Annotated in this window: 21 protein-coding genes and 1 pseudogene; 6 read left to right on the forward strand and 16 right to left on the reverse strand. The window is 63.0% G+C overall.

Going from position 1 to position 25,717, the window contains the following annotated elements:
* Window positions 1-12 precede the first annotated feature (12 nt).
* The 3 genes from tsaD to glmS form a co-directional block, all read right to left on the reverse strand.
* Window positions 13-2,529, reverse strand: a complete 2,517-nt coding sequence (tsaD, locus tag HMPREF2678_RS09615) for a tRNA (adenosine(37)-N6)-threonylcarbamoyltransferase complex transferase subunit TsaD (protein WP_070552181.1) — start codon at window positions 2,527-2,529, stop codon at window positions 13-15.
* Between the two features lie 288 nt (window positions 2,530-2,817).
* Window positions 2,818-4,503 (reverse strand): alanine racemase, encoded by a 1,686-nt coding sequence (gene alr, locus HMPREF2678_RS09620; protein WP_246817936.1) that lies wholly within the window; start codon window positions 4,501-4,503, stop codon window positions 2,818-2,820.
* A 78-nt stretch (window positions 4,504-4,581) separates the two neighbouring features.
* Window positions 4,582-6,444, reverse strand: coding sequence for a glutamine--fructose-6-phosphate transaminase (isomerizing) (gene glmS / locus HMPREF2678_RS09625; RefSeq protein WP_034971126.1), 1,863 nt, complete (start codon window positions 6,442-6,444; stop codon window positions 4,582-4,584).
* Window positions 6,445-6,505: 61 nt separating this feature from the next.
* Here glmS and HMPREF2678_RS09630 point away from each other — a divergent pair, with 61 nt between their 5' ends.
* Window positions 6,506-7,381: a dienelactone hydrolase family protein gene (locus tag HMPREF2678_RS09630; RefSeq protein ID WP_034971309.1), complete on the forward strand. Its 876-nt coding sequence runs from the start codon at window positions 6,506-6,508 to the stop codon at window positions 7,379-7,381.
* 51 nt (window positions 7,382-7,432) lie between these two features.
* Here the strand turns inward: HMPREF2678_RS09630 and HMPREF2678_RS09635 are convergent, their stop codons facing one another.
* The 11 genes from HMPREF2678_RS09635 to HMPREF2678_RS09685 all read right to left on the reverse strand — a co-directional run bounded on the left by HMPREF2678_RS09635 (window position 7,433) and on the right by HMPREF2678_RS09685 (window position 19,084).
* Window positions 7,433-7,663 (reverse strand): hypothetical protein, encoded by a 231-nt coding sequence (locus HMPREF2678_RS09635; protein ID WP_034971125.1) that lies wholly within the window; start codon window positions 7,661-7,663, stop codon window positions 7,433-7,435.
* The gene (locus HMPREF2678_RS09640) at window positions 7,657-9,216 is read right to left on the reverse strand and encodes a PspC-like choline-binding domain-containing protein (RefSeq protein WP_070552184.1); all 1,560 of its coding nucleotides are present in this window, start codon (window positions 9,214-9,216) and stop codon (window positions 7,657-7,659) included. The genes HMPREF2678_RS09635 and HMPREF2678_RS09640 overlap by 7 nt, the downstream gene beginning before the upstream one ends.
* Window positions 9,213-9,506 carry a hypothetical protein gene (locus tag HMPREF2678_RS09645; RefSeq protein ID WP_237744312.1) on the reverse strand — a complete coding sequence of 98 codons (294 nt, stop codon included), beginning with the start codon at window positions 9,504-9,506 and terminating at the stop codon, window positions 9,213-9,215. The genes HMPREF2678_RS09640 and HMPREF2678_RS09645 overlap by 4 nt, the downstream gene beginning before the upstream one ends.
* A 106-nt stretch (window positions 9,507-9,612) precedes the next feature.
* Window positions 9,613-10,956, reverse strand: a complete 1,344-nt coding sequence (gene glmM / locus HMPREF2678_RS09650; RefSeq protein WP_070552186.1) for a phosphoglucosamine mutase — start codon at window positions 10,954-10,956, stop codon at window positions 9,613-9,615.
* Window positions 10,957-11,133: 177 nt separating this feature from the next.
* Window positions 11,134-11,694, reverse strand: coding sequence for a 30S ribosomal protein S9 (gene rpsI, locus HMPREF2678_RS09655; protein WP_034971122.1), 561 nt, complete (start codon window positions 11,692-11,694; stop codon window positions 11,134-11,136).
* Window positions 11,694-12,137 carry a 50S ribosomal protein L13 gene (gene rplM, locus HMPREF2678_RS09660; protein ID WP_034971121.1) on the reverse strand — a complete coding sequence of 148 codons (444 nt, stop codon included), beginning with the start codon at window positions 12,135-12,137 and terminating at the stop codon, window positions 11,694-11,696. Before rplM ends, rpsI begins: the two co-directional genes overlap by 1 nt.
* A 251-nt stretch (window positions 12,138-12,388) precedes the next feature.
* Window positions 12,389-13,315 carry a PRC and DUF2382 domain-containing protein gene (locus tag HMPREF2678_RS09665; protein ID WP_034980293.1) on the reverse strand — a complete coding sequence of 309 codons (927 nt, stop codon included), beginning with the start codon at window positions 13,313-13,315 and terminating at the stop codon, window positions 12,389-12,391.
* Between the two features lie 395 nt (window positions 13,316-13,710).
* On the reverse strand, window positions 13,711-13,992 hold the full coding sequence (locus tag HMPREF2678_RS09670) for a WXG100 family type VII secretion target (RefSeq protein WP_034971118.1): 282 nt from the start codon (window positions 13,990-13,992) through the stop codon (window positions 13,711-13,713).
* A 39-nt stretch (window positions 13,993-14,031) separates the two neighbouring features.
* A complete protein-coding gene (locus tag HMPREF2678_RS09675) occupies window positions 14,032-14,319 on the reverse strand; it encodes a WXG100 family type VII secretion target (RefSeq protein WP_034971117.1) in 288 nt (95 codons plus the stop codon).
* 193 nt (window positions 14,320-14,512) lie between these two features.
* Entirely contained in the window at window positions 14,513-15,856 is a 1,344-nt protein-coding gene (locus HMPREF2678_RS09680) for a type VII secretion-associated protein (RefSeq protein ID WP_237743898.1), read from the reverse strand.
* Between the two features lie 51 nt (window positions 15,857-15,907).
* A complete protein-coding gene (locus HMPREF2678_RS09685; protein WP_070552235.1) occupies window positions 15,908-19,084 on the reverse strand; it encodes an FtsK/SpoIIIE domain-containing protein in 3,177 nt (1,058 codons plus the stop codon).
* A 275-nt stretch (window positions 19,085-19,359) separates the two neighbouring features.
* Between HMPREF2678_RS09685 and HMPREF2678_RS09690 the strand changes: the two genes are divergently transcribed.
* Complete coding sequence (locus HMPREF2678_RS09690) at window positions 19,360-20,511, forward strand: EsaB/YukD family protein (protein ID WP_070552188.1); 1,152 nt, start codon at window positions 19,360-19,362, stop codon at window positions 20,509-20,511.
* Window positions 20,511-21,326: pseudogene (locus HMPREF2678_RS10570) on the forward strand (S8 family serine peptidase); the annotation flags it as partial. The gene HMPREF2678_RS09690 and the pseudogene HMPREF2678_RS10570, both read left to right, overlap by 1 nt.
* 185 nt (window positions 21,327-21,511) lie before the next feature.
* Here the strand turns inward: HMPREF2678_RS10570 and eccB are convergent.
* Entirely contained in the window at window positions 21,512-22,792 is a 1,281-nt protein-coding gene (gene eccB / locus HMPREF2678_RS10110; RefSeq protein ID WP_083303462.1) for a type VII secretion protein EccB, read from the reverse strand.
* A 128-nt stretch (window positions 22,793-22,920) separates the two neighbouring features.
* On the opposite strand from eccB, the gene HMPREF2678_RS09705 reads away from it, so the two are divergent.
* The gene (locus HMPREF2678_RS09705; protein WP_070552194.1) at window positions 22,921-24,168 is read left to right on the forward strand and encodes a hypothetical protein; all 1,248 of its coding nucleotides are present in this window, start codon (window positions 22,921-22,923) and stop codon (window positions 24,166-24,168) included.
* Here the strand turns inward: HMPREF2678_RS09705 and truA are convergent.
* The gene (truA, locus tag HMPREF2678_RS09710) at window positions 24,072-24,974 is read right to left on the reverse strand and encodes a tRNA pseudouridine(38-40) synthase TruA (protein WP_070552196.1); all 903 of its coding nucleotides are present in this window, start codon (window positions 24,972-24,974) and stop codon (window positions 24,072-24,074) included. The two genes, HMPREF2678_RS09705 and truA, sit on opposite strands and share 97 nt — an antisense overlap.
* 105 nt (window positions 24,975-25,079) lie before the next feature.
* Here truA and HMPREF2678_RS10575 point away from each other — a divergent pair, with 105 nt between their 5' ends.
* Both HMPREF2678_RS10575 and HMPREF2678_RS09715 read left to right on the forward strand, forming a co-directional pair.
* The gene (locus tag HMPREF2678_RS10575) at window positions 25,080-25,286 is read left to right on the forward strand and encodes a hypothetical protein (RefSeq protein WP_246817937.1); all 207 of its coding nucleotides are present in this window, start codon (window positions 25,080-25,082) and stop codon (window positions 25,284-25,286) included.
* Window positions 25,287-25,691: a cation efflux transmembrane domain-containing protein gene (locus HMPREF2678_RS09715; RefSeq protein WP_246817938.1), complete on the forward strand. Its 405-nt coding sequence runs from the start codon at window positions 25,287-25,289 to the stop codon at window positions 25,689-25,691.
* Window positions 25,692-25,717 lie beyond the last annotated feature (26 nt).

Below are 25,717 nucleotides of genomic sequence, written 5' to 3' on the forward strand. Positions count from 1 at the left end.
TTTGCCAGCAAATTAGGGATTGCGCAGGACAGGCTCTTCCACGTCCAGCGAAGGGTCAGTAGGCGTCGATAAACCACTCGGCTCCTCCCCCGCCGCAACGAGTCGCGCGGCCAGTGCCGCAATCATCACGCCATTGTCGGTGCACAGCTTTGCTTGCGGAATCTTTAGTTCGACGCCCACTTCTCCGCACCTTTCGGCCGCCACCTCACGCAGGCGTTTATTCGCGGAAACACCTCCGCCGAGCAGCATCACGCGGGCATTCTTATCCTCGCAGGCGCGCAGGGCTTTGGTGACAAGGACGTCCACCACTGCCTCCTGGAAGGAAGCGCACACGTCTTCGATGGGAATGGTTGCACCCTCCCGATCCGCAGTTTCCACGTATCGGGCGACGGCGGTCTTAAGGCCGGAGAACGAGAAGTCGTAGCGTGAATCCTGTTGTCGCATCATTCCGCGGGGAAACGCAATGGCCTGCGGGTTACCCTGGGAGGCCAGACGGTCGATGACCGGCCCGCCGGGGTACCCCAGTCCCAGCAGTCGGGCGACCTTGTCGTAGGCCTCGCCGGCGGCATCGTCCAGCGTGCTGCCGAGTTCCTCCATCGGCGCGCCCGCGCCAGTGACATGCAGAATCTGCGTGTGCCCGCCACTAACTAGCAGGGCAATGGCGTTGCTGAGGTCTCTGTCAGTGCTGATGCCGGCACCAGCCCCCTCTTCCGCATCCTCTGTGAGTGTTCCGACAGCCACATGCCCGCCCAGGTGGTTCACTCCGTAGAACGGCACCTCCCATGCCAAGGCGTAAGCCTTCGCGGCCGCCGCGCCGACCAGCAACGCTCCGGCCAGACCCGGGCCCACCGTCGCGGCCACCACGTCCGGGATGCGGAAACCGGGGACGCGCTCGCGTGCCTCCGCCAAGGCGGCCCGCATGGTCGGCTGCATTGCTTCGAGGTGCGCGCGGGAGGCGATCTCCGGGACTACTCCACCGAAGCGGGCGTGCTGCTCCATCGAAGAAGCCACCTGGTTGGCAATGATCTCTAGCTGCGCTGTGTCGCCATCATCAGTGGCAGTGCTAGCGACGATCCCCACGCCGGTCTCATCGCAGGAGCTCTCGATGCCCATGATGTAGCGCGGCCGCCCCTGGTCACCGCCCTCTGAGGCGTCAGCTTCTGAAGCTGGGGTGGCGTCATCAATAGGACCAGGGCGCACCATGGTGAAGGCATCGGCACCAGAGGGCTGGTAGTAGGCCTTGCGCGTGCCCTCGATGGTGAAGCCGTAGCGTTCGTATAGGCCGACGGCGGGCTGATTGTCGGTGCGCACCTCGAGGAATACCGGGGCGCCCAGGCGATCGGCGACGGCGATGAGCGGATCCATCAGAAGCTTGGATAGACCACTGCCCTGGAATTCGGGGAGGAGGCCGATGGTGTGGATCTCCCCTTCCGGATCCTGGGCGGGGCCGCCGACGGCGAGAATGGCATAGCCGACCAGCTGAGGTTCGTTCGTGGAATCGGTGACTTCCAGGCCGAGGCAGTGGGTATGCGGCGCGGCGATCTCACTGGCGAAGGCCTCCGCGGACCAGGGGGAATCCTCGGGGAAGAGGACTTGCTCGATGTCCGCGCAGACGGGTGCGTCGGTGGGCGCAAGCAGGCGGACCCGGGCAGCTTGGCCATTGGCCTCCCTGTCTACACCGGCGATGTCAGGGTCGACTGCGAAGGCACTGTTCTGACCCGCTTTTTCCTCCTGGACGCCCAACTCCTGCACGCGGGAGAAGTCCAGCGCCTTAGAAATCGCCTTTGCTTTCGGCTCCTGCGCATCCGGGCGGCGCAGGTAGAGCGCGCGGAGTGCGGGCGCGTCGGCCAACAGTCCCGGAACGGAACCGAGGGATTCCAGCGCCGCAAGCACTAGCCCCCGAGGCGTGGGATGGGCATCCAGGCTCTCCACCTCGCAATTCTCCAGGGGCCCGAAAAGCTCCTGCGCCTGATCCGCGACCGCGGAAGCGCTTAGCACCCGCAAAGGCCAGCGGTCGAGTTCCTGCTGGATATCCCGCACCACGTCGGGAGAGTGAACCGACGCCGGAACCTGCACCTCAGAGCGCAGCCGCCCTGCCAACCCGGGGAAGAAGCTAATGCGCGAGTGGTAGAACTCCCGACGCCGGGCATCGGAGACAATCAGGTAGTCGCCGAAGGCCTTCGATCCGACCTGGGAGGTTGCGTGCTCCCAGGCCGTGGCGGCCGCGCTGGGAATGCCGTGGACGGGGATCGAAAGGGCGTCACCAAAAGCAGCAGCGGTAGCCATACCTACCCGCAGCCCCGTGAATGGCCCCGGGCCCGTGCCCACTACGACGGTGTGCAGATCACGGGGGGACAACTTCGCCTCAGCAAGGCAGGCCTGGATGTTGGGCGCGAGGAGCTCCATGTGGCCGCGGACGTTATCCACGAGGCGCTCGGTGAGCACGCGCACCTGGCCGTTCGCAGAGACCTGAACAACACCGCAGGTGACGTAATTGGTGGAGGTATCGACGGCCAGCACGTTAATCATGGGGATATTCTAGGCCGGGGTGCGGGGTGGGCACCAAGCGCACGGGTGGAGCGTCCAGACAGCGGCCCGGAAAAAACAAGAAGTCCCCGAGAGGCTCTCGCAGTAAACCTCTCAGGGACTGTGTACGCCTGGCGGGTTGATCAGGCCCTTCAGTGCCAGCGTCTTGTGAAACACCCCTCACGGTGATTCGTCAACTATTTTTACACAGCACAGGGACAAAAAGCAAGTCTTGCCGAGAGGTTCCATAGATTTTCCTAAGAAATTGCCAGAATACGCCGCGCCGGAACGCTAGCCCCAATGCCAGGTCACGGTGCGGATTTCGCTGGCAGCATCCGCGGCGCCACTCACGCTACCCCGGTCGATCTGCACATCCAGCACCTTGTCGCTCAAAGGCTCCACCACGCCGCGCCCCCACTCCGCGACCACGACCACGTCGTCGATATCCGCGTCGATGTCCAGGCTCTCCAGTGCATCGAGCACCTCGTTGCGGTCGATGTGGCGCCCCGGTTCGATCCCCTCGTCCACATCCGCGCCCAGCAGGCGGTAGGCATCCATGTGCAACAGCCCGATCCCGCGCTGCCCGGCGCGGTGCGTCCGCACGATGGTGAACGTCGGCGATTGCACGCGCCCTTTCACTCCCAAACCGGCCGCCAGCCCCTGGGTCAGAGTCGTCTTGCCCGCGCCCAGCGGACCGGACAGCACCACGACGGTCCCCGCCTCTAGCTGCGCCCCCAGCTGTTCGCCCAGGTGCCGCATGTCATCGGCGGTCGCCACGGTGCGGGAACCATCGCCGGAGAAGTCGGGTTTTCCTCCGCGGAACACCCGTGCGATCCGTGGGCCGCGTGGCATCGTCAGCACCTCGTAGCTGATCGTTCCGGCCAGCTCCGCGAACTCGTCGATGCTTGTTCCGACTTCGCCGAAGATCACCGCCCAGTCGCCTGGCTGCACGGCGCTGGTCTCCGCCTCTGTGTCGTCTGCCGGCCCCAGCTCCACGACGATCTGATCCATGCAGACCCGTCCGATCTGCGGATAGACCTTCCCGTTGATCGTCACCTGCATCTTGCCGGAGACGCTGCGGGGCAGCCCATCGGCGTAGCCTAGCGCCACCACGGCAGTGCGGGTATCGCGTTGCGCCCGCCACGTGTGGCTGTAGCTCACGCCCTCCCCTTTCGGCACCACGCGAGTCGTTATCACGCGAGCACGGAGCGTCATCGCCGGTCGTAGCTCTACGCCCGCGCCTGCCGGGTCGATGCCGTATAGTCCGACGCCCGGTCGTACCAACTCATAAGCCAAATCAGGGCGGTTGAGCGTTGCCGGTGTGTTTGCAATGTGATTGCAGGGCACCGGCAGACCGTGGTTGCGGCAGAACTCGATGGCCTGCGCGAAGCGAGTGGCCTGCAGATCGTTTGCTTCCGACTGGGGCTCGTCAGCGCTGGCCATGTGGCTCATCACGCCGGTGATATCTACGCAATCTGTGTGGGCCGCCAGCAGCTCCACGGTCTGCTGCCACTCGGCAGGGCTTACCCCGGAGCGGGAAAGGCCGGTATCCACCATGAGGGAGGCGCGCACGGGAGCACTGACCTGCGTTTCCCGTAGCGCCCGCTCAGCCTGCTCCACCAGAGATTTCGCGTGTGCCAGCGAGGGCACGCCAACGGTAATTCCTGCAGCAAAGACGTCCGCCAACTCATCGCCCGGCATCCACATCCACGCGGTGATCGGGGTGGAATGATAGCGCTCCCCCAAGTCATTGAGGCTCCCGCGCAGGTGCAATGCCTCCCCTAGCGTGGCCACGCCGAGCTGTTCCACGCCCGCGTCCAACATGGCGGGAGCAACCACATCTACCCCGTGGTTGTAGGCATCGGCCTTCACTACTGCCATCACCCCGGCTGGCGCCGCAGCCTCCTGGAACACGCGCACATTGTGCGCAATGGCATCCAGGTCAACGACTAATTCCGCAAGGTGACGATCCGACATGTTCATAACCTTAGCCACCCCTCCTGGAATCCTAGGAAAAGGGCACGGCAGGGGGCGTCACTAAAAAAGAACCCGCAGCTACTCGACGGTGACAGACTTTGCCAGGTTGCGTGGCTTGTCGATGTCCTGGTTGCCGCACTCGCGGGCGATGTCGGCAGCCAGGAACTGCAGCGGCACCGTGGACAGCAGCGGCTGCATCAGCGACGTGGTACCCGGGATCTCCAGCAGCCAGTTGGCGAAGGGGCGCACGGCCTCGTCGCCTTCCTCGGCGATAACGATGGTCTTCGCACCGCGGGCGCGGATCTCCTGAATGTTAGAAACGATCTTGGAGTGCAGCACCGGACGGCCATTCGGGCTGGGAACGACCACGACGACGGGCAAATCGTCCTCGATCAGGGCGATCGGGCCGTGCTTGAGCTCACCGGCGGCGAAGCCCTCGGCGTGGATGTAGGCCAGCTCCTTCAGCTTCAGCGCGCCCTCGAGGGCGACAGGGAAGCCGACGTGGCGGCCCAGGAACAGCATGGTCTTCACCGGGCCGAGTTCCTTCGACAGCTCCAGGATCTGGTCGCGCAGCTCGAGGGTCTTCTCGATCTTCTCGGGGATAGCCTCCAGCGCGTAGTAAATCTCCGCGATTTCGTCGGCGTACTTCGTGCCGCGCGCCTGAGCCAAAGCCAAGCCGACCAGGTAGTTCGCCGCAACCTGCGCCAGGAAAGCCTTCGTGGAAGCCACACCGATCTCCGGGCCGGCGTGGGTGTACAGCACGGCATCGGATTCGCGTGGGATCTGCGAACCGTTGGTGTTGCAGACAGCCAGCACGCGGGCGCCCTGCATCTTCGCGTGACGCACCGCCTCCAGCGTGTCGGCGGTCTCGCCGGACTGGGAGACAGCCACAACGAGAGTGCGTTGGTCCAGAACCGGGTCGCGGTAGCGGAACTCGCTGGCGACCTCGATCTCTACGGGAAGGCGAACCCAGTGCTCGATGGCGTACTTAGCCAGCAGGCCAGAGTGGTAGGCCGAGCCACAGGCGACAACGAAGACTTTTTCTACGCCACGCAGATCCTCATCGGACAAGCGCTGCTCGTCCAGCACGATTCGGCGGCCGTCGAAGTGACCGGCCAGGGTGTCGCGGACGGCGGCGGGCTGCTCGTGGATTTCCTTCATCATGAAGGAATCAAAGCCGTCCTTCTGTGCAGCATCCAGGTCCCAGTCGATGGTGAAGGGCTTGCCTTCTACCGGGTTGCCGTCGAAGTCGTAAATATCGTAGGAGTCGGGGGTGATAACCACCGCGTTATCCTGCCCCAGCTCTACGGCGTTCTTCGTACGGTCGATAAAGGCTGCAACGTCGGAACCCAGGAACATCTCGCCCTCGCCCACGCCGACGATCAGCGGGGTGGAACGACGACCGGCAACGATAGTGCCCGGGTGATCGTCGTGAACGAACAGCACGGTGAAAGCACCATCGAGTCGGGAAAGAACCTTCAGCGCGGAGGCTTGGAAGTCGCCTGCGGTCTCGCCTTCGTTGTAGGCGAGTGCCAGCAGGTGTGCGGCGACTTCGGAGTCGGTCTCGGATTCCAATTCGATGCCAGCGGCTTCGATTTCTGCACGCAGGGTTGAGAAGTTTTCGATGATGCCGTTGTGGACGATGGCGGCTTTGCCGTCGAAGGAACGGTGCGGGTGCGCGTTGACGTCATTCGGTCGACCGTGAGTTGCCCAGCGGGTATGGCCGATGCAGGCGGTGCCGTGGAAGTTATCGCGACCTACCTCATCGATACGGTCGATGAGGTTTTGCAGTTTGCCTTCCTTCTTTTCGATGTGCAGGGAGTCCTGCTCGACAACTGCGATGCCTGCGGAATCGTATCCGCGATATTCCATTCGCTCCAGCGCGTCCAACCCGATTTGGAGAGCCTCGGAGTTACCTACGTAGCCAACAATTGCACACATGCCTCTGACGATACACAATGGCCACTTGATTTCGGTAAGCTGTGGGGCTGTGGCAGATAAGATTAATAACCTAATTACTCGCTTGGGCAAGCGCGGCCCACACCGCGTGATGGTCGGTGACCTGAACTTCGCCGGAATTCCGGGGCGTGTGTACACCCCCGCCGAGGGCAAGGGGATTCCGGGCATCGCCTTCGGTCACGACTGGCGTGTTGGGGTACACAGCTACCACGCAACTTTGCGCCACCTGGCTAGTTGGGGCTTCGCCGTAGCCGCGCCGGATACGGAGACCGGCCTGGCGGCCAACCACCGTGGCTTCGCCGCCGACCTGGAGACCGCACTGCAGATCCTGGCCGGTGTGCGCCTCGGCAACGGCAACGTCACGGTGCAGCCAAACAATCTGTACCTCGCTGGTCATGGCATGGGTGCCTCGGCTGCCGTGCTGGCTGCGACGGGGCGTAGTCACCGCAGCGAGCTGAAGGGCTACGAAACCGAACCCACCATTGCCGGCGTTATGGCTGTGTACCCTGCGGATACTTCCCCGGATGCAACGGAAGCCGCAAAGTACGTAAAGGCCCCTGGCCTGGTCCTGGAGGCTGGCCGTTTGGGCGAAACCCCAAGGGGCAATGCGAAGCGCATGGCCGCCAACTGGGGCGGTGACGTGGTCTACCGCGAACTGCTGAGCGCTTCTTCCACCAGCTTTAGCGAAAACTACGGCCGCAACTTTGCCTTGGGCTCTGGCCTGCCGCAGTTCAGCCAGCAGGAGCTGGTCCGTGGCCTGCTGACGGGCTTTGTTCTGGCGGAGGATAAGGGCAAATACAAGTCCTTCCGCGATAGCCATGCGGAGCTGAAGAAGACCCGCACTGCCACCCAGCACGAGCTGTACAAGAACCTGCCCGAGAACGTGGATCTGGAAGAGCGCCTGAGCGAAATCTTCTAGGTTGGTCTCCCCCGGGTTGATGGGTTGATCTACCCGGGGCTCCGGATGTGGCTAGTCGAAGATCCTTCCGCGCATTCCTTGAGCGCCGTGCTTGCCCACCTGGCGGGGTTCCCCAACCTGGTCTGCCTTCGCTCCCCGCCGCGCCTCCTTCGCTTCCTCAAGCTGCCGGGTGCATTCCTTCAGGGTTTCTTCGAACTCTCGCACCGATTCTTCTACTTCTGCCATATATTCATCGACGATGCGCTGGTAGCGCGTCGCTAGTTCCTCCTGTCGGTTCACCACTCACCGCTCCTTTCTATTCCGACGCCCACCGCCGCAGCTCCTGCCAGTTCCACAGAGGCGCCTTCCATTTCAATCGAGGCAGAGCCCGCTGCCGCAACCCAGATATCAGGCTTCCACTGCTGTGATGGCGCGGCAGGCGCAGTGGGCTCTGGGGCTGGTTTGGGTTCCGTCTTCTGCTCTGGGACTGGGGGCTCGCAGCGCGGAGGCTCCGGCTGTGGATCCGGTTGCGGCGCTGGAGCTGGCTCCGGCTTAGGTGCCGGTTGCGGCGCTGGGGCTGGCTCTGGCTTAGCCTCTGCCTGTTCAGGCTTCGGCTCAGGGGCGGGCTTTTCCTCGCAGACGTGTGCGTGTGCAGGCTTATGCTGGGCTTCCTCGCATTCGTCCTTCTGCACGACTTGTTCAGGTTTCGGGTCTGGTTCCGGCGCGGGCTTCGGCTCGGGAGCTGGTTCCGGTTCCGGCTTGGGTTCTGGCTCCGGTTTCGGGTCCGGTTGCGGCGTTGGATCTGGTTGCGGTGCAGGATCCGACTGCGGCACCGGACATTCCTCAACTGGCGGGGTAAGAAGCTCCGTCACGCAATGGACAAAGTCGCCCCATAGCCTCATTGCCCCCTGCATGTTGATCTGTAGGCAGCCTGCTAGTGGAGGTGGCGCCGGCTGCGCGGGTGGCACCGGCTGCGCAGGTGGCACCTCCACGCGCGTCTGCTCCGGCATCGATGCGGGTGGAGGCGACGGAACCGGGACTTGCTCTGGTGCAGGCGCGGGACTCGGCGCTGGCGCTGGCACAGGTGTCTGGGCCATCGCCGGACGAGTGACCGTCTGAGGCTCTTCCGCTTGCACTGGCGCCGGAGCCTTTACCGCAGGTGGCTCTGCAGGCTTTTCCGCCGGGGTATCCGCGGGCTTCTCTGCGGGCTGTACTGGCTGCTCGCACCGCGGAGGTTCCTTAGCTTGCTCGGGACACTTCGTTTCCGCAGGGCGCGGATCCTCGCAGACAGGCTTCTTGGAATTGCCGGGTTCGGCGGCGGGCTTTGCATCCTTAATCAACGTGTCCATGGTTTTATTCAGACAGTTGTTACGACTGTGCAGGATGTTCTTCGACAACTTTCCCGCAAGCTTCGCCAACACTTCCAACAGTGGCTTTCCACCGCCAACCAGGCCGACCCCCAGAAACGCAAAAAGCTCTAGCTTTTCGGCGATCCCCTCGATAGAGCTCACCGCGGTCTCCGAGGATTCCCCCATCACATCGGCAGTATTTCGCACCGCCACGCAACGATCCTGGACGCATCGCTCGTGATCCCGCTGCTCCTTCCCCGCCTTCTCAGTCGCCTTCCCCGGCCGACCGTCCCCCAAGCCACGGAAGCTATCTTTCGCGTCTTTCTCCGCTTCGCCTCCCGGCGCTTGTCGCTTGCTGTTGCTCGCCGGCCCTAGCGACGCTCTGATCGCTTCGGGATTCATGCCATTGGTAAATGACGCCGCAGCTTTCGCCTCCTCCACCGGTGCACCGAAGCGGGCCATCACATCAAGCGCAGCGTTCAGACGCATATCCAACGAAGCCGTCATGCCCACACGCTCCCATCACCTAAGCGTGTGGAGTTATCCTGATCCGCGTCCCCCACGCGGCCAGCTAACCCAACAAGATCTTCCCCCGCTTTGACCATGCGCTCGGCATGGCTGATGCGCACCGAATGCCCCTGATCTACAAGGGAAAGAAATTCTTGAGCCTTTTCTTGCAACCCCGCGCCAAAAATAGCGGCAGAAACTTGAGGGCGGTTCCCGCCCAGATGGGATACCCAGCTTTCCTGTTCGCCCCGCACCTTCGCTGCCCTGTCGGCAGCGACCAGCGGATCCACTTGTAACTCTTCCACGACCTTTTATTCCCCCTTTGATCCTTCCGCACAGTTAGACCGTGCGGAAGCACAAAAGGTTCACGGAAGATTCCCAACATCGTGGGCAGGCTTAAACCTCCGCCACAACAGCCGCTAGCTTGCCGGCGATACGACGCGCCGTCCCAGGATCAGCAGCTTCCACCATCACACGAAACAGCTCTTCAGTGCCAGAGGGGCGCAGCAGCACACGGCCTGCATCGCCCAGATCCTCTTCTGCCTTCGCGATGGCCTCCACCACCCGCTCGTCGTCGGCGATGACGGATTTATCCGCCACCGGCACGTTGATCAGCGTCTGCGGCAGCACCGTCATGATCTTCGCCAGCTCGGACAAGGGCTTACCCGTCTGCGCCATGCGCGCCATCAAGGTCAGTCCGGTCAGGGTGCCGTCGCCGGTGGTTGCGTGCTCAGAGATAATGACGTGCCCCGACTGCTCGCCGCCCAGCGAAAGATCAGAGGCCAACAGCTCGGCCAGCACGTAGCGGTCGCCGACCTGGGTTTCCAGGACCTTGATTCCGTTTGCCCGCATGGCCAGCTTCAGCCCTAGGTTGGACATCACAGTGGCCACGAGGGTGTTCTGCTTAAGCTCTCCGTTTTCCTTCATCGCCAGCGCAATGATGGCCATGATCTGGTCGCCATCCACCACGTTGCCCTCGGAATCGACGGCCAGGCAACGGTCCGCATCGCCATCGTGTGCCAGCCCCAGGTCCGCCTGGTGCTCCAGGACGGCCTTCTGCAGCACGTCAATGTGGGTAGAGCCCACACCATCGTTGATGTTGAAGCTATTCGGGCGGCTGTGAATAGCCACGACGTCTGCTCCGGCCTGGCGATACGCTTCCGGTGCGGCGGTCGATGCCGCTCCATTGGCACAGTCCACCACCACGCGGATGCCATCCAGTGGGTGATTAATGGCCGTGCCCACGTGTGCCAGGTAGCGTTCCAGCGCATCGTGGGACTCGTCAAGGATGCGTCCGATTGCGGCACCAGTTGGTCCGGATTCGGGCAGCTCCAGCATCGTGGCCTCGATGGCGTCTTCCACATCATCCTGCAGCTTGCGCCCACCAGCCGCAAAGAACTTAATGCCGTTATCTGGCATTGGGTTGTGGGAGGCGGAGATCATCACGCCCATGTCGGCACCGAAATCATCGGTGAGGAAGGCTACGGCCGGGGTCGGAATCACGCCGACGTCCAGCACATCCACGCCCTGCGAGGCCATGCCTGCCGACAGCGCAGCCATCAGCATCTCCCCCGATACGCGCGGATCGCGGCCGACCACGGCGGTGGGGCGGCGCCCACCCACTTCCTCCTTGGATACCAACACGCGCGCGGCGGCGGCACCCAGCTTCATCGCCAACGGCGCAGTCAGCTTCTTGTTCGCCAGGCCGCGCACACCATCAGTTCCGAACAATTTACCCATGGGGCGAAATGTTACCCGGTCAACCCCCTGACACTATGCCTGCCACTCCCGGGCTTAGAAAAAGTGGCCTGAAGAAAAGGATAGAAAGCGCGACAAAAGGGAAACCCCCTCGCCCCAGCCGACATGTTGTACGGCTGGGATGAGGGGGCGTCGCCACCAAAAAAGAAAGGAGGCGATTTAACGCTTGGAGTACTGCGGGGCACGACGTGCCTTGTGCAGACCGGCCTTCTTGCGCTCCACTGCACGAGCGTCGCGGGTCAGGAAGCCAGCGCGCTTCAGCTCAGTGCGCTCTGCCGGGTTGTACTTGTTCAGTGCACGGGCGATAGCCAGGCGGAAAGCACCAGCCTGACCGGAAGGGCCGCCACCGTTCAGGTTTGCGTGGATGTCGAACTGGTTCTCGCGGTCCAGCAGAACCAGCGGAGCCTTGATCAGCTGCTGGTGCAGCTTGTTCGGGAAGTAGTCCTCCAGGGTGCGGCCGTTGCAAACGAACTCGCCGGAGCCCGGAACCATGCGGACGCGGACGACAGCTTCCTTACGACGACCAACAGTCTGGATGGGGCCTTCGTACAGAACCGGCTCAGCAGCAACCTGCTCAGCGTCGTCCTCGGAAGCGACGGAGTCACCGATGGTGGCAACGAACTCTTCGTTCACTGCGTCGGCAGCGGTGTACTCGCCCTCGTAGTTGTCCTCGACGGCAACGTTCTGCTCGTCGGTTACGTTCTCGTTGTACTCGGTCATTACTGTGCCACCTGCTTGATCTCGTAGGTCTCAGGCTTCTGGGCCTCGAAAGTGTGCTCCGGGCCAGCGAAGACGCGGAGCTTCTTGATGGACGCGCGGGACAGCTTGTTGTGCGGCATCATGCCCTTCACTGCCTCCTCGATAACGCGCTCCGGGTGCAGCTCCAGGGAACGACCCAGGGACATGGTCTTCAGACCACCCGGGTAGCCGGAGTGACGGTAGCGCATCTCGCGCTCGCGCTTGTTGGAGGAAACGTGAACCTTGTCGGCGTTGATGATGATGACGTTGTCGCCGCAGTCAACGTTGGGTGCGTAGTAAGGCTTCTTCTTGCCGCGCAGCAGGTCAGCTGCGGTAACAGCAAGACGCCCCAGCACCACATCGGTGGCGTCGATGACGTACCACTTACGGGTAATGTCACCGCTCTTCGGGTGGAAAGTAGTCACAGTGGACTCCTAAAAGTCTTGATCTTGGAACTGCCAGCCAGATGAACACCTAAAGCTGAATACTTGAGCGCTTCTGCGGCGGCCGGTTGTGACCCGCAGAAATGCATGAACTCGAAACCTTTCGAGCGGCATGCACACAACCCTTGGGAATTTACTACAGTCCGACTCGAACACCAAAAATCCCCGTCTCCCCTTCCTCGATGGGAAGGTGCGGAGCCGGGGATCGTGCGGTTGTCGGGAGTTGAGGTTTTTTAGGAGTTGACGCCGCCGTCTACGTCGGTGTCGATCTGCTCCTTACGGAGCTCCTCAGTGTGGCGCTCGGTCTCGGTGATCTGCTCCTTGTTCAGGGATACCTTCTCCACCGGCACGGTTTCCTTGTTGACAGAGACACGCTCTTCGCTCAGAGTCACGGATGCTTCCTGGCCGCCCTCGTCAATGGAGCCCTTGTAATTAGCAGCCTCGTCTGCGGAAATCGGGGTGCGCTCGATGCGAACCTCTTCGCGGGTGACCGGAACCTCGACGGTCTCAGTGTCGGTGACAACGTACTTACGCAGGCGTGCCTCGCCGGTCTGCACCTTATCCTTCTGAACGTTCAAACGCTCTTCGGAGCGGATGATCTCGCCCTCGTTGTTTACGGCAGCCTCGCGGCTAGCGGCGGTGTTAGCAGCATCGCCGGTCTGTGCAGCGTCGCGCTCGGTAGCGCCGGAGTTAGCTCCCGCAACACCAGCGCCAGCACCCGCAACACCAGCGCCAGCAGCGCCAACACCATCTGCGGCGCTACCACCGGCAGCCTCGTGGCGCTCCAGGGTGCTGCGCTCTTCGCCGGTGCCCTGCTGACCAGCGGTGTCGCCGTAGCGGGTGGTGTCTTCGACATTGTCCAGCCCGTAGTGGCGGTAGATCTCGTTCTGCTGCTCCGGGGTCAGCGCCTGGTCAGCGTCGAAGTCCGGCGCGTCCTTCACACGATCCTTTGCGAAGGCCAGGTTCAGGTTCTCGCCGTCGAACTTGTGGCCGCGCATTGGAACCAGGCTGGAGTTCATGCCGAACAGGCCGTGGTTGACCTCAACGAAAGTCGGCTGGCCGGACTGGTCATCAACGAAGATTTCCTTCACGCTGCCCAGCTTGTCGCCAGCGTTGTCGTAAGCGGTTGCCTTAAAAAGATCCTTGATGTCGTTGCTCATTAGCTAATAAATCCTTTCGCCAAGTCGGTACGCAATACGGGTTAGGTTTTGCTTGGTGAGTACCAACATTTGGGAGTTAAACAGTGGTGTGACTTCAGCGTGGTGATCGCTGATTGTCTTTCTGTTTCCCGTACATCGACGACGCTACGTATGGGTTTATTGACTTTTCAACCAACATCGGCACAAACGGCCTGCTGAAGCAGATTTCATCAACGAACCGCCAGCTCAATCCCCAGGGTTAAGATTCCATTACGTTTCCGATCAACCCGGCTTCACTGTCGCTACCCACGCGTGACCGCGTCAGAAAAGAAAGCGTTCAGCCCTCCCCGAAACTGCTCAAGGAGGGCTGAAAGCTCTGACGAAGAAGAACAGCGAACCGAAGCTCTTACAAGTGTTTAGGCCCAGCTGTTTGCAGCGTTGGTGTTGATTTCGTTCATACGATCATTCGCCTGGCGAACCGTGCGGGAGATCTGCCCCAGCACATCGTTGATCTCCTGCGCAGAATCGTCCCACTTCTTCTGCGCAGCCTGGTAGCTGTCGGAAGCAGCGCCTTCCCATTCATTCACCATGGGCTGCAGGTCTCGCTTCAGATCGCCGAGCAGACCATTGATCGTGGAATTGCCACGGTTAATATCGTCCGCGGCATTACTGATCTGTGCAAAGTTGTACTGAATCATCTTCTATTCCCTTCTTCTCTTCTTAGCCTTCTCTTGTTCCTAGACGTTGAACGTCGAAGCATTGTCTGCGTCGGTGCTATCGAAGTCACCGGCGTTAGCGCGAATGTTGTCCGCAATGCTCTGCAGCGCTTCATTCAGCTTTCGCGCATTGTCATCCCACCGCTGCATAAGCGAGTGGAACGAAGCCTGTGCCTGGCCCTTCCAGCTACCAGAAACCTCTTCCACTACCCCACGTAGTCGAGACAGCTCCCCCTGCACCTCGTTCTTCACACGGTCGACGTTCGACGCCGCCTGGTTCATCGTGCTGACATCTGTTTTAAAGCTCATGCTCTAACTCCCCCTCAAAGAATCTGAATGCAAAACTGTTACATGCAAGCACTGATGCGTGCCTTCCATGTCTTCTATGTCGCCGGGTATCCCCTGTTGATGGCGCCATCAAAAGAGTTATACTCACCGGCCCACTTAAAGGTTCACTGCTTCTGGTGAATTTCTTTGTGATCGGCGCCAACGGTTGCGATCGCTACACTTCAGGCGGGCCGCCCTCCACCTTTTCCGGCCGGGCGGTGTTCACGAACTCCTGGCACACCTTTTCCCTTTGCTTATTCCACTGCCGGTACTGGCAGCCCACCGAAATCTGGTGTCCGTCGACGAGCCGCACGTGCCACAACGTGGTCGAGTTCGCATAGGTCTCCTCGTAGCTAACCGGCTGGGTCGATACGACGGTCACTCCATTCGCCTCTACCCGCCCCACGTCATTCAGCGCGTTCAAAAGAGCTGCGTCCAGCTCGTTTTGAGTCTTCAGCGGGGTTTGCTTCGCCGCCACCAGCACGCGCATTCCGTCATCGTCACCGACGTACTCTTCCCGCGACCTCGTCGCACCCCCAAGGTGCCAGCCATCTACGTTTACACTGATTGGGATATCCGCACGTCGCGCGCTGTGCTCTGCCACGGTGGCACCGTTCTTGCGAGGCTCGGGGAACGGTTCCCTCGTCGTCGCCTCCCCGCCTTGTACATCGGGGCTCTGCACATCAGGGCTCTGTACATCGGAGTTCTGCACTTCCCCACTCTGCACAGCCTCATCGGGGGCTGCGGCTAGATCAGGCTCCTGCGTTGTTCCTTCAGTCGACTGTGAGTCAAAGACAGTAAACGTCGCAATCACGCCGCCGACGATGAACAGCGCCAAAGCTGCCAAGGCGATCGCTAGCCTCCGGCTCCCCTTATCCTCCTCATCCCATTCATCTCGTTCCCCTCGTTCCTCTCGTTCCCCTCGCACATCCCGCTCCTCGAGTGTTCGGGCATCCGCCTCCGCATCGGATTCTTCCGCTGGCTCCGCCGGTAACACCGCTTCCGAAGTCCGTGCTAGACCCAGGTGTTCCAATTGCTGCTCCGCTACCGCCAACTCACTGGCCACACGCAGCACCGTTTCGTTATCCACCAAGCGCGCCCGGATACCCATGATTCGCAGGTAGCGCACCACCTCCACGGCGAAGGATCCCGTCACCAGTACGTCGACTGCCCGGAGCCCTATTCCCCAGGGGAAATACACGCGTGGCTCCGGCGGATTCACCGCCACCACGTCCGGATAGTCTTTGCGCTGCTCCAGCACTTCGCTTACCAGTTCAAAGAGTTCCGACAGCCGCCCCAGGCTCAAACCCGACCGCTGAAACTCGACATCCGGCATCCCTGCGGAGCCCGATGTCGTGCTGTACAGCAGGTACTCGGGATGCTGTGTCTGCGCATCTCCGGCCACCACGAACCCTGTGGAAAGGTCCGTGACGGTCATCCCACTGACCAACACACCCGATTCTTGCAAGGACAGCGATTCCGCCAACAGCCCCCGGGAATCACCCAGCCTCTGATCCATCCTCATACTCTTCCCCCAATTAATTTTCTCGCGGACAGGCACTCGTCCACGTCAGCCTTCATCAGCAATCTCCGCCACATGCACGTCCCAGGTTTCCTTGTGAACGTAGGCGGCGCGCCCCTGTGGGCGTCGTACTAAACGAACCCCGGCAATCGGCCCATCCTCACGCGGCGCAGAAAACAGCAACCAGGCGCTCTGGTCGCGCAAGGCCTGCATCAGCGGTTGATACGCAGCGCGGGCAAACTGCCCCGACCGGCGACCCAGCACCACATGTAAGCCGATATCCGCAGCGTAGGGCAGCAAAGGAACCAGCTGGTCGAGCCCCGGATCAGCATCCGCATCGTCGACAATGACGAAGAGTTCCGGCCCGGACCACCAGCTTTTCTCACGCAACTGCTGGGGTGCCACGTCGCTGCCCGGAATGCGTGCCCGCAGCGTATCGACCCAACCCGCCAGGTCAGCACGGAAGTCCTCCGGGACGCGGTAACCCGCCACTCCCAGAAGGCCCCGGCGCGTATCCGTGACCAAAAACTCCGGGGGCTCACCACTGTGGCTCTGGCTTTCGGCGACGGATTGCATCACCGCACGCAACGCCGTGGTCACACCGCTGCCGGCCTGGCCAATCGCCACCAGGTGCGGGAACGTGGCGTGCTCCCAGCGCACCGGATCCAGGCGTGGCCCGCCGATGGCGAAGGCCTGCGGATCGGCCAACTCTTCCCACCCGATGCGCTCCGGCAGCACCCGCATGGATAGCTCGGGCTCGCCGCGTTTCACGCTTTCCATGCGCACGTGCTCGATGTCCTGTGCGTTGGAGTTAGCAAACTGTACATGCTTACCGCGGGCCGACACGCCCCTGCCCGGCACGTCAGGCAGGGACTTCTGGGCATCGCGGAAGTGGGCATCCAGCGGGGTCATCCGCAGTTCCAGCTGCCCAGTCAGCACGTCCCGCAGCGAAGGGCGGAAGTTCCACCGCAGGGCTGTGACCACCACGTGCAAACCGCGCTCCAGGCCGGTAGTGGCCAGGCGAATGAGTCGTTGTTCCTCTTCGCCTGTGCCCCCGTTGACCGCGCCCACCTGATCCAGGCCATCGATAATCAGCAGGCGCTGCCCCTCCGTCTGTTCCATCTCGTCGAACAGCCGAGCCAGGCCGTCCGGCCCCACAACCGCCGCGATCTGCGGCAAGCGTGCCAGATCCCGCAGGCCGCCGCCCGGGTCGAAAATGTACACCGGCCACCCCGGGGAACTTAAGACCCACCCCAGCACCAGACTGCGCACCGCCGTTGTCTTACCTGTCCGTGGCTGGCCGACGATCGCCCAGTGCTTGCGCCGCAGGTCAATATCCAACGGCACCTGCAGCCCCTCGAACGGCAGATCCTCCAAACCGATGCGGGCCACGCCCGGCGCGCGGGATTCCATGATGTCGCTAGCAGGCAGGTCTTCTGGCAGAGGTGGCAGCCACACCGGGTTCTTGTTCGGCCCCTCCAGCCGGTCGATGACCATCTGCATGGTAGTAGTTTCTGCTTCCACTGTGGCTCCTAGCTCGCGCACTAGACGCTGGTCGCGTGGCAATTCTGGCCCAGAGACATAGGCCGAGTGGAAGCGCACCTTGTCGCCCGCGGAAAGGATCGCTGCGCCGGGTGTGGTGGGCAGTTCGTAGGCCTCGGTAGTGCCGATCAGTGCGCGGGATTCGGAGGCGGAAAACGTGCGCAGCGCAATACGGTAGCTTAGGTGCGATTCCAGGCCGCGCAGTCGCCCCTCCTCCAGCCGTTGCGTGGCCAGCAGCAGGTGCATCCGCAGGCTTCGCCCCAGCCGACCGATCGCGGCAAATACCTCGGCGAACTCGGGTCGGGCGTGCAGCAACTCGGAGAACTCGTCGACCACGATAAAAAGCGCGGGCATCTGTCCGGGGTAGGCGCGGTTGTATTCGGCCGCCGTGGTCAGGCCTGCGGCGCGTAGTCTTTCTTGACGCCGATGCATCTCCCCCAGCAGACTATCCTGCATTCGGTCGACCAGCCCCGCCTCCTCAGCCAGGTTGGTGATCAGCGCGGACGTGTGGGGCAAACGATCCATTCCCAGGAAGCTGGCGCCGCCCTTGAAGTCCACGAGCACGAAGTTCAGCTCCTCCGGGCTGTGCTGGTGGGCGAAGCTGATCACCACGCTCTTCAACAATTCCGATTTGCCGCTGCCTGTGGCGCCCACACAAAGGCCGTGCGGGCCAATGCCTCCTAGGGCTGATTCTTTGATGTCCAGATACACCGGCGCACCGGAGAACCCGATCGGCGCACGCAAGTCCCCACCCGGCAGTTCCAACAGTGACGTGCTGGATTTCACGGTGGACCGGGCGCGGCAGATCTGCGCCAGCTCTACCTCACTGAGCTGATCGGCCACCCCGAAAGGCACCCAGCCGTCAACGGTCCAAGCGCTCAGCAAGTACCCGCCATCGGCATCGTCCACCTGCAATAACAGGCCATTCCCCTTAGCGTTTTCCACCCACTCATCACTTGGTTCCGTGACCACCGCCCCGGCGATCACCGGGCTATCGCCAGTACAAAAGTGCGCCTTGCGGGGCCCGTCATGCGGTAACCACTGCTCGAAGGGGCCGGTGATTCCGATGATGTCCGGATCCTGCATTGCCAGCTGTGCCTGCATCGCATGGGCCAGGCCAGGCGCACCTTCGCCGAGTAGCACGATGCAGTGGAAACTAGCTAGATCCACCGACACTGGGGCTTCGATAGTTGCGTAGCGCAGGGCCACCTCGCGCAGGCTCATGGCGCTGACTGGTTCTAGGTCCTCTGGCGGCGCGTTGACCGGCACCTCCAGCGGGTCATCTGGGGTCTGCACTGCGGTACCGATACGCACCACTCCCGGCTTGGCGGTGACGTCGGTTCCCGTATGCACATGCGTCCACAGCGATTGCGGGTGCGGGTGGGCCGCCAGCATGGTCTGCAGTTGTTCGTCGTGGCTGCGCTGCACGCTGTCCTTCAGCGCGTCGATATGGCGGTGAAAGGAGCGCCGAGTCTCATCGATGTTGGCCCCTGGCTGGAACATCATCGCCATACTCCCCAGCATCATCAGCGGAAAGATGAAGCTGATGGGGTTACGCCCAGACCCGGACAGCACCATGGCGGCGATCATTCCCACCACCGCGATCAACATCACGGCGGGCATGAGCAACCTGATGAAAGGCTGTTTGTCTTTAGGCAGCGTCGGTGGCGCCTGTGTCTGCATGATGGAGAAATCCCCCAATTTCCTTCTAGTCCCCAGGGACATCCCGTGTTATCCGGTGTTATCCCGTGTTATCCCCATCCAACCCCCTGGATGTGGTTTTAGATTCTAAGCCTTCCCCGGATCTACCGCAGGACAAGCGCAATCTCTGTGCCTCGGCTACTATCTGTGCCGTGTAAGCCACACCGGCGAGGATCCAAGGGGGGATGCTCGCCAACCAACAGCGGCAAAGAGCCGCACCCAACACTCTTTACACGCTTTTTACCAGGGGGAATAAAGTGCTTGCTCTACGTATTTCCGTGCCTGCTAAAGGCACCACCATCAACGCTGCGATCGCCGACCACGTGCCGGTGGCGGAGCTCATCCCGCACCTCGTAGACGCTGAACCGGGGGAACACTGGGTTTTGCACCGCGCCGTCGGTCACGTCGCGCCACAACACACGTTGGCGGAAGCCGGGGTCCGCCCCGGCGAGTCACTAACTTTGCAGGTCGCCGCAGTTCCCGCCCCGCCCGCCGAGGCCGTAGAGGAACTGTCCGGCCCGATCCCCACCAGCCCCGCGGCCTGGATTGCCGCAGCCATCGTTTCGCTGTTTAGCCTGCAAGCAGCGCCAGCGTGGCATCCTTTGGACAATCAATTGGTTGGAGCTGGGGGCGTCCTTACCCTCAACAATTCCGCAGACACCGCAACGATCGTGGCAACCGCCGTGGCAGCACTTGCCGCAGCGGCGGCCTCCCTGCACCACCGCAACTTCAGCTACCTCGCCGCGATTCTGGGCTTCGGGCTGGGGCTGCACGTTAACGTCCTGTGCGCCTGTTTCGTGGCCGCGCTTCTGGTGTGGCGCAGCGGCCCGGCGCGGATCGTGACGGTCACATGGGTGGTGTTTGCGGCGGTGAATTTCTGGCCGGGGATCACGCTGCTGCTGGCGATGTTCGCGTTGGCTTACTCCGGGCAGATTGCCATTGGCCTAGCGGGAATCAAGCTACCGAAAGTGCCCGCGACCGGTGTGTTTACAGAGCCCACGACCACCCGCGCAGGTCAGGTGGTGGAGGTGCACTCCAGCCTGGTGGTCGCCATCGTGGCAGTGCTGGGCGCGTGTGTCTACCAGCTGGCACCGTGGGGCGAATCGCTGGATCTTTGGACCGCCGTGCTGTTGGTGATGGTGGCGGTTCTCGGTGTGAGCGCGCGAAGCACCCGGCCGGTACACTCTGTGGCGCTGGCGGTGCTGTCGGCGACGACGATTCTGTGGCTGGCATTGCACGAACCTTGGGGCGCATTGTGCCTGGTGCTGGTGGGTCTGCCTGCGCTGCGGGTGCAGTCGCCGATGCTGGGGCGCGCGATCGACATGGTGGAGGCCATCGCGTTTTGCCTGGCCATCCCCTTGGCACTGCACACCACGGGGTTGTTCGACGCGATTCGGGGGATCGGCTGATGATCGTCAAAGATTCCTCGCCGCACGGGAACTGCCAGGAAGGCACTGTCGCCCAGGCGGGTACCTTGCCGTTGCCGGATATTGACGCCCCCTCGTACCCAGCTCTTCACGCCCTGTCACGGGGCCGGGACGTGGACGTGGCTGTGATTGATACGGGCTCTGCCGGGCCGGGCGTGGTGGGCGACCGGGATTTTTGCGTGCTGCACGGGTCTGTGGTGACCAGTGTGCTGCAGACGATCGCGCCGGAGGCGAAGGTGCATTCCTTCCGGCATAACTCGGCCCCCGACCGGGCAGAAGGCACAGTAGAGGAGCTAGTCCGCGCGATTGATCGGGCACTGAAGGCGCGGGTGAAGATCATCAATATATCCATGGTGGCCTGCGAAGATACGGCCGCCCTGCGGGGAGCGATCGACCGTACGGAGAAAGCCGGGGTGCTCGTAGTGGCCTCGACCGGTAACACGGGTCAATGTCCGGAGGGGGCACCTACATTCCCCTCCAGTCTGGATCCGGTGCTGGCAGTGGGCGCGGTCGCGCCACGAGTGAGCCCGCAATCTCCGCACGAGGGTGGTCGTGCCGACCAGGGGCGCGTGCCCGCGCACTACAACGCGCCGACAAAGTGGGTGGATCTGTTCGCGCCGGGCGGGCCAGCCGAAGGGCGCGTGGTGATCGGCAAGCAGGTACACACCATCGTTGGAAATCCCACACCCTTTGAAGGCACCAGCTTCGCCACCCCGGTTGTCAGCGCGACGGCGGCGCTGGTCTGGCAGGTCGCCCCACAGCTGACGGCGCGCGAGGTGCGGGAGCTGTTGGCCTCCACGGCCTCCCCCGGCGCGAGCGGGCCGGGTCTGGGCAAACAGATGTTGGTGGTCAACCCCGCCGCGGCGGTGGATAGGGCGCTAGACCTGTGGGACGCCCAGGCGAGAGGTGGTAGCGATTCGACGGGCGCCGACTACACCCTGCAGACCGTCAGCACCCAGCCGTACGGGCCGGAACCTGCCGACTATTCTGTGCCGGTTGTGCTGTCCCTGGTGCTAGCGCTGGGCATCATCGCGACGGTTGTCTGCCGGGCTTTCTCCTCGGACAACAAACCCCCGTCCGGCAGCGAGGCAATGCGGGCGAACTGAACACTTCGTTCGGCCTTAAAGCCCAGGGCGTGCAGCTCGGCTTCGCTACCCACGGAGTAGCGCACACCATTCTCGCTGACCAGCACGTATCCACGCTCCGTCTTCAGTGCGGACGTTCCACGCGGGCCGTAGAAGGGGCTCGGGTATTCCGTCCCCGCCGCCCCAACCGGCTCCGCCAGCCCTTCCGGCCCTGCGCACAACACGGGTGGCTGCGCCCACGATACGGGCTGCTCGCCGTCAAACTCGGGGATCCCAGACAGCACATCCACGCTCGGCTGGCGCATCACTTCCGACAGAGCGACCTCCACCGGCGGCTCCGGACTGCTGGCCTCCGCGTAGGAGCGCCGCGCCCCCTTGACCTCCCCCACGCCGGCGAGATGCACCAGAAACGCCCGGTCACCGGCCTTCACAACCCTGCCCGCTTTGTCGAAGGGCGCGGGCATCTTTGTCTTCCCCGTCGGCATGGCAATGTCGGGGCGTCGGTGGAACTGCTGTGCTAATTCATCGCTGGCCGGAACCGCCTCGGTGCCGAAAGCCCTGGCTGCGTCTGGGGTTATGCGGGCGCGAGTGGTGGCGTCGATAAGCCAATAACCCGAAGGGGCAGCCAGTAGAGCATGGCGATGGGTCTTGATGCGCTCGACGGCCACGACAGTCCCCGCTGTATGCGCCGTGCCCGCAGTCCCCGCCGCGCTTGCACTACCCGTAGCGCCCGCGCCAGTGGTCCGGTCGCAGTACAGCCACTCGCGATCCGGCGCGCTAACCAGTCCAGGCACCTGGCCGATCCCCAGTGGCTGCCCGAGCGGCACCTTCGATAGCTGCTCAGCGGTGGTTTTCTGCACCTCGACGGGCTGCTGCAGAATCAGCCGTGCCGAGGCAACATTCGTGACCGGATGGTAGGTATCGGCCAGTCGGACGTGCAGCGTGCCGGTCTCGTCGGCCACCAGATCCGCGCCGTCCAGGCTGGGCTGTGGGCGCAGCAACCCCAGCATCACCGCACCACCGGCGATCAGCAGACTCAGCAGCACGCCGACAATCAACGCGCGCCGTTGGCTCCGCAGCGGATCGTGAGCCATCCGCGGATCCCCAATGACCAGCGCAAGCTCTAACCTGCGAAGCAGAAAATTAAATCCAGATACTTGTATCCCCGTTGTGCGCATGGTTACTGCGCTCCCCCCTTGTTGTTTTTGTGCTGTCTAGCCCCCGCTAGCGCTGCCAAGTATTCCATGGTTGAATTGCTGGCGCGAGGGGAAGCTTCGCATTCGGGGGATTTTTCACAATTTTGGGGATGGGACAAATGGATTTTGCGGCTCTATGGCCATGGGTTTTGTGTGCTTTGTTGGCTATCGCGTGCATCGTAGCGGGCTGGTTCGCGTTCGACCGCAGCCGCGCTACGACGGATCAGGGCACGCGCTGGTTCCGGCTGTTGTGCGTGCACGACAAGCTGTGGGGCGAACCGTCGTCGCGGCGGATTTCTGCCGACCGGTTGGCCGGTGGTCTGGGGCTTTCTCTTATGGACGCCAACCTGTCCACCACAACCACCCCCACCCCACCGTTCGGCCGCGGCTGGTTGGGCGATTCCCAAGCGACCCTTGTAGGCGTGCCGGAGCACGCGGCGGCGCGGATGCCCTTTGCCGCCAGCGGGTGCGGGGTGTGGGCGCTGCCCGCAGAGGCACCGCCGGTGGGAACCAAGGTCACCGGGCTGGCTGAGCAGCTGACGGTTCCCGCTGCACCCGGTTGGTTTATCGGCCTTACAGATTCCGGCGAATCAATGCTGATACATCCAATCCCCGGCGCGACGTTCGCAGTGTTCGGCACTGCCCCGCAGCTGCGCACCCTGGAGGGGTCGATGAACTGGCCAGAAGCGCTGTTCGCGGTGCACCGCATCGGCGCGAGGCAGTCTGATCCGTGGGAGGGCGCGGGCGAAAACCCGACAGAAGATACAGCGAGTCTGCCCGGGTTGAACACCGGTGGAGCAAAGACGTCGATCCTGTTCGTGGAGGTTCCCGCTTCGCCGGGGCCACGTTCCTCTGCGCGCGGGGCGGCGACCAGCGCGGGTGGCATAAGTGCTGGCGGTGGTGGCGGTGGCCTCAGCGCTGGTGGTTTTGGCGCAGCGGAAAATGTGCTGCGGCTGGGGAGGGAAAGGCTCCGGTCGCTGGAACGCTCCACGCTAGCGACGGTGAACCTGCGCGCGGATGTGTTCATCGCGGTGCCGCCGGTCGGAACGGGAACGGTGCTCCTCCACGGCGAACACCGGGAATACTTCAACTTCTTTGCCATCACTGCGCCCGCCCCACAGCCCGCGGCACAAGTCGCACCGCAGGCCGCACTTGCGCGACAGGGTGCACCGAGACGGCAAACTGCGCCGACGCGGCAAGCGCCCACCAAACAGACGCGCGGCGAACGCTCACGAATCGCAGCGCCTAAGCACCGCCACCATCACAGGTCGGTGGACGGCTCACTTCCGTTGCCCACCGGCGAGCGCTTGGCGCGGGTCGTCCGCGCGCGTTCCGCCAGCTCCTCATCGGCCGGGTAATCCACCCGCACCAGGTTCAACCCTTCCGCGGGCGCGACCAGCACCGCGGAGCTGCGCTTCGTCTCCTGCAACAATCCCGGGGTGAAGTCCTCCGGTCGTTTGCCCGATCCGACTGTCAGTGCCGCCCCCACCAGGGAACGCACCATCGACCAGCAGAAGGCATCGGCGGTCACATGTGCCTCATAAGTCTGCGGTTCCGCCTCGGTGGAGACGTCCACCCAGCGGAATTCCTGCAGTTCGCGGACAGTCGTGGCACCCTCGCGGGCCTTGCAGAACGCCGCGAAGTCGTTCAAACCAATCAGTGCGTCAGAAGCCGCCTGAGTCTTCGCCAGATCAATCGGGTAGCGCCACGCTGCCGTATCCCGGGCCCGCACTGGCACGGGCCCAGCCGGGTGAGTCGTCACGCGATAGATGTAGTGCCGGCGTAGCGCGGAGAAGCGGGCGTCAAAACCCTGCGGAGCAACACTAGCCCCGTGCAACCGCACGTCAACAGGCAACATCCGCGATAGGCGACGCACCAGATCCTCCGGGCGGGTCAGCGAGCGCTGCTCGAACGCATCTACCGGGATGTCTGCATGGCAGACCTGGCCGCTGGCGTGTACTCCCGCGTCGGTGCGGCCGGCGACGACCAGCTCAATCGGATGACGGGTGACCAGGGACAGCTTTTCCTGCAGCACTCCCGCGACCGTGCGCAGGCCACCGGATTGCGTGGCCCAGCCGTGAAAATCCGTGCCGTCGTAGGCGACATCCAGACGGACGCGCACCAGGTCGCTCGGGTCCTGCTTAGCCTGCGGTGTATCGGGCATGGGCGGGGCGCCTCCTTCGGATGGTCATTCGACAAACTCGACTAGCTATTGCTGCTCAGCTGCTGCATTCGCTATAGGCAGCGTGCGCGCCTTAGTCTAGTCTGCGTGCACGACAACGAATTCTCCGCCTCCACCCTCGACTCCCGCGCGCGACGTCTGGTCGCATGGGTCGCCGCACTCAACGGCCTTGGCTTCGCCGTTGAGGTGACTATTGCGCTGGTCATTGGTTCTGCCGCCCTATTTGCGGACGCCGCAGACTTCCTCGAAGACACTCTCATCAACGTTCTGGTGCTGACCGCGCTGGGGTGGTAGGTGGCCAGTCGGCGAAAGGCCAGCTACGCCCTGGCGGGGTTGATCCTGATTCCAGCTTTCGCCGCCTTCGGCACGGCGGCCTGGAAGGTGTGGACGGGGCATCCGCCGGAACCGACGACTCTGAGCGTGACGGCCATCGGCGCGCTGGTAATCAACCTGGTCTGCGCAGTCCTTTTGCTGCGACTGCGCGGGGCGGATAGTGCGCTGGTGCAGGGTGCTTGGCTGGCGGCGCGCAATGATGCGGCGGCCAACCTGCTGATCCTCGGCGCGGGCGTGGTGATGATGTTCTGGGTCAGCGCATGGCCGGACATCGTGGTCGGCGTGATTATCGGCCTGATTAACCTGTCGGCGGCGAAGGAAGTGTTCGAGCAGGCCCGGGCCGAGGAACCGGAGCTAGAGCTGTGATGTCTAGCGACATTTTGGACACGGAG

Source organism: Corynebacterium sp. HMSC058E07 (genome assembly GCF_001809885.1).
GTDB classification, from domain to species: Bacteria; Actinomycetota; Actinomycetes; order Mycobacteriales; family Mycobacteriaceae; genus Corynebacterium; species Corynebacterium macclintockiae.

Coding starts and splice junctions, on each gene's coding strand:
- tsaD (WP_070552181.1), bottom strand. CDS start 2,529: ATGATTAACGTGCTGGCCGTCGATACCTCCACCAATTACGTCACCTGC.
- alr (WP_246817936.1), bottom strand. CDS start 4,503: ATGTCGGATCGTCACCTTGCGGAATTAGTCGTTGACCTGGATGCCATT.
- glmS (WP_034971126.1), bottom strand. CDS start 6,444: ATGTGTGCAATTGTTGGCTACGTAGGTAACTCCGAGGCTCTCCAAATC.
- HMPREF2678_RS09640 (WP_070552184.1), bottom strand. CDS start 9,216: ATGACGGCTTCGTTGGATATGCGTCTGAACGCTGCGCTTGATGTGATG.
- glmM (WP_070552186.1), bottom strand. CDS start 10,956: ATGGGTAAATTGTTCGGAACTGATGGTGTGCGCGGCCTGGCGAACAAG.
- rpsI (WP_034971122.1), bottom strand. CDS start 11,694: ATGACCGAGTACAACGAGAACGTAACCGACGAGCAGAACGTTGCCGTC.
- HMPREF2678_RS09665 (WP_034980293.1), bottom strand. CDS start 13,315: ATGAGCAACGACATCAAGGATCTTTTTAAGGCAACCGCTTACGACAAC.
- HMPREF2678_RS09670 (WP_034971118.1), bottom strand. CDS start 13,992: ATGATTCAGTACAACTTTGCACAGATCAGTAATGCCGCGGACGATATT.
- HMPREF2678_RS09675 (WP_034971117.1), bottom strand. CDS start 14,319: ATGAGCTTTAAAACAGATGTCAGCACGATGAACCAGGCGGCGTCGAAC.
- HMPREF2678_RS09680 (WP_237743898.1), bottom strand. CDS start 15,856: ATGGATCAGAGGCTGGGTGATTCCCGGGGGCTGTTGGCGGAATCGCTG.
- HMPREF2678_RS09685 (WP_070552235.1), bottom strand. CDS start 19,084: ATGCAGACACAGGCGCCACCGACGCTGCCTAAAGACAAACAGCCTTTC.
- eccB (WP_083303462.1), bottom strand. CDS start 22,792: ATGCGCACAACGGGGATACAAGTATCTGGATTTAATTTTCTGCTTCGC.
- HMPREF2678_RS09705 (WP_070552194.1), top strand. CDS start 22,921: ATGGGACAAATGGATTTTGCGGCTCTATGGCCATGGGTTTTGTGTGCT.
- truA (WP_070552196.1), bottom strand. CDS start 24,974: ATGCCCGATACACCGCAGGCTAAGCAGGACCCGAGCGACCTGGTGCGC.